Source organism: Tahibacter sp., assembly GCF_035481375.1.
In the GTDB taxonomy this organism is placed as follows: Bacteria; Pseudomonadota; Gammaproteobacteria; order Xanthomonadales; family Rhodanobacteraceae; genus Tahibacter.
Genome location: NZ_DATIGT010000105.1, coordinates 1 through 3,179, shown reverse-complemented (window position 1 = coordinate 3,179; position 3,179 = coordinate 1). Strand labels below are relative to the sequence as shown.

At 69.5% G+C, this 3,179-nt stretch carries 3 protein-coding genes; all 3 read left to right on the top strand.

The window, feature by feature from the left end; genetic code table 11:
• Positions 1-101 precede the first annotated feature (101 nt).
• The gene (locus tag VLF18_RS06615) at positions 102-1,073 is read left to right on the top strand and encodes a YafY family protein (protein WP_325278829.1); all 972 of its coding nucleotides are present in this window, start codon (positions 102-104) and stop codon (positions 1,071-1,073) included.
• A gap of 19 nt (positions 1,074-1,092) precedes the next feature.
• Complete coding sequence (locus VLF18_RS06610; protein WP_325278828.1) at positions 1,093-2,049, top strand: patatin-like phospholipase family protein; 957 nt, start codon at positions 1,093-1,095, stop codon at positions 2,047-2,049.
• A 10-nt stretch (positions 2,050-2,059) separates the two neighbouring features.
• Positions 2,060-3,179, top strand: a 1,120-nt coding sequence (locus tag VLF18_RS06605; protein WP_325278827.1) for a serine/threonine-protein kinase, incomplete at its 3' end; no start/stop codon positions are given.

Here is a 3,179-nt window from a genome sequence, read left to right as displayed (position 1 = left end):
ACGCCGCCGGGCGGCGATGAGCCGGCGGCGTGTCCGCGTGCCCGAAAGTCCGGATCAGGCTCTAGCGCTTGTCACCGGCGAGCCGCCACAATCGGAGCCCTATGGACCGATACGAACGCATACTTAGCCTGCACCGCCTGCTGAAGACGTCCCGTTATCCGGTCAGTCTGCAGCGCCTCAAGGACGAACTGGGCTGCTCCCGCGCGACGCTGTACCGCGACATCGCGTTCCTGCGCGATGCGCTCGGCGCGCCGATCGAGAGCGGCGAGGGCGAACAGGCGGCCTTCCGCTACGACCAGGCCGAGGCCGAACGCTTCGAGCTGCCGGGCCTGTGGCTGACCAGCGACGAACTCTCCGCGCTGCTCGCGCTGAACGAACTCGTCGCGCGCAGCGGTCCGAGCATCCTCGCCGACGTGCTCGCGCCGTTCGAGAAACGCATCGAAACGCTGCTGTCGGATCACGCGAGCGGCGCGCGTCTGCCGACCGAGCGCATCCGCGTGATCGCGAGCGGCATGCGCACGCTCGACCAGATCAGCTTCCGCGTCGTCGCCGGCGCGGTGATGGCGCGCCGGCAATTGAAATTCCGCTACCGCGCGCGCTCGACCGGCTCGACGACCGAGCGCCTCGTGTCGCCGCAGCGTCTCGCTCACTATCGCGACAACTGGTACCTCGACGCCTGGGACCACGAGCGCGAAGCGCTGCGCAGTTTCGCGGTCGACCGCATCGCGTCGCCGCAGATGATGGACGAGGCGGCGATCGATCGCGACGACACCGAACTCAATGCGCATCTCGCGGCGAGCTACGGCATTTTTTCCGGCCCCCCGAAGGCCTGGGCCACGCTGCGCTTCTCGCCGCACGCGTCGCGCTGGGTCGCCGACGAACACTGGCACTCGCAGCAGCAGGGCCAGTTCCTCAGCGATGGTCGCTACGAACTCAAGGTGCCGTACAGCAATTCCAAGGAGCTGCTGATGGACGTGCTGAAGTACGGACCGGATGCGGAAGTCGTCGCGCCGCTGAGCCTGCGCGAGGAAATGAAGATCCTGTTGCAGTTGTCGATCGGCGCGTATCAGTAGCGCCGCTGCCGGAGTACCCATGAACCTGCCCGTCGAGATGACCGATCCGCCGCGCCGCGGCAGCATTTCGCTGGTGCTGGGTTCCGGCGGCGCGCGCGGCTACGCGCACGTCGGCGTGATCGAGGAACTCCGCGCGCAGGGCTACGAGATCCGCTCGGTCGCCGGCAGTTCGATGGGCGCGCTCGTCGGCGGCGTCTACGCCGCCGGCAAGCTCACGGAATACCGCGAGTGGGCGAGTTCGCTGAAAACCTTCGACGTGCTGCGCCTCGTCGACTGGAGCTGGCGCGGCGGCGGCCTGATCAAGGGGCAGCGCGTGATCGGCGCGCTGCGCGATCTCGTCGGCGAGACCAACATCGAAGACCTGCCGATCAGCTATACCGCGGTCGCCGTCGACATCGACGCGCAGCGCGAGGTCTGGTTCTCGCGCGGCTCGCTGTTCGATGCGATCCGCGCGTCGATCTCGATTCCGACCGTGTTCCGGCCGCATCGCTATCAGGGCCGCCGTCTCGTCGACGGCGGCCTGCTCAATCCGGTTCCGGTGACCCCGACCTTGCGCGATCTCACCGATGCGACGATCGCCGTCGACGTGAACGCCGAAGCCGAGGGCGTGGCCGAGCGCGAGACGCCGATCACGCGGCCTGAGATCCACGAACCCGACGAAGCGAACCGGCAGACCGGTCTGGGCCGCATCGGCGAGCTGTGGGAGCGCTTTCTCGAGAGCCGCAGCAAGCGCGTGACGATTGCCGAGCCGGGCGTGCTCGACCTGTTCGCGCGCTCGCTCGACGTCGTGCAGGAAACGCTGACGCGCTACAAGCTCGCCGCGCAGCCGCCGGATCTCGTCATTTCGATTCCGCGCAACGTCTGCGCGTTCTACGAATTCCAGCGCGCGGCCGAAGTCATCGAGATCGGCCGGCAGCGCACGCGCGAGGCGCTCGCGCGCTGGCAGCGCGTGAAGCGGCCGCAGGTCTGGCCGTAAGCACTCACCGATGAACGCGAGTGCGCTCGATCGCGTCGATGCGGAGTTCGAGCGCCTGCGGCTGCTGCCGACAGATGAGCGCGCGGCCGCGCTTGCTGCATCGGCGCTCGATGCGGCCGATCGCGAACTGCTCGCTCGTCTGCTGTCCGCCGACGCCGATGCGGACGATCCGCTTGCGCGCGCGATCGACGCGAGCGTGAACCACGGCAGCGCGGCGCAAGGTACGCGCCTCGGCCCATATCGGCTGCTGCGCGAACTCGGCGCCGGCGGCATGGGCACCGTGCTGCTCGCCGAGCGCGTCGACGGCGGGTTCACGCAGCAGGTCGCGATCAAGATCCTGCGCGGCTTTCCGACCGCCGACGGACTGCGGCGGCTGCGCCAGGAGCGGCAGATTCTCGCCGCGCTCGATCATCCGAACATCGCGCGGCTGCTCGACGGCGGCGAAACCGCCGACGGCCAGCCGTGGCTCGCGATGGAATTCGTCGACGGCCTGCCGCTGCTGCAGCACACGGCGATTCATGCGCCGCGGCTGCGCGACCGGCTCGCGCTGTTCGACGCGATGCTCGACGCGGTCGGTCATGCGCACCGGCACCTCGTCGTGCATCGCGACCTGAAGCCGGCCAACGTGCTGGTCGCGCGCGGCGGCCAGGTCAAGCTGCTCGATTTCGGCGTCGCGCGGCTCGTCGATGTCGAGGCGCAGTCGTCGGATTCGACCCGCGTATTCACGCCGGGCTACGCGAGCCCCGAACAGCGCGACGGCCGCGTCATCAGCACCGCGAGCGACCTCTTCAGCCTCGGCGTGCTGCTGCGCGAACTCGTGACCGCGCGGCGCGCAGACGGCGCAGCGATCGACGGACTCGCGCCGCTGCCGCTCGATGCGGAACTCGGCGGCATCGTCGCGAAAGCCTGCGACGCCGATCCGGCGCAGCGTTACGCGAGTGCCGGCGCGCTGCGCGACGACATCCAGCGTTACCTCGACGGCCGGCCCGTGCGTGCCGCGCGCATCACGCGCGTCTACCGGCTGCGCAAGTTCGTGCAGCGGCATCGCCTCGGCGTCGCGCTGAGCGTCGCGGCGGTCGTCGCTGCGGGCGTGTTCGTGTGGCGGCTCGATCTCGCGCGCAACCGCGCGC

Excerpts from the sequence above, each read along its gene's own strand:
- VLF18_RS06615 (WP_325278829.1), top strand. The coding sequence starts at position 102 with ATGGACCGATACGAACGCATACTTAGCCTGCACCGCCTGCTGAAGACG.
- VLF18_RS06610 (WP_325278828.1), top strand. The coding sequence starts at position 1,093 with ATGAACCTGCCCGTCGAGATGACCGATCCGCCGCGCCGCGGCAGCATT.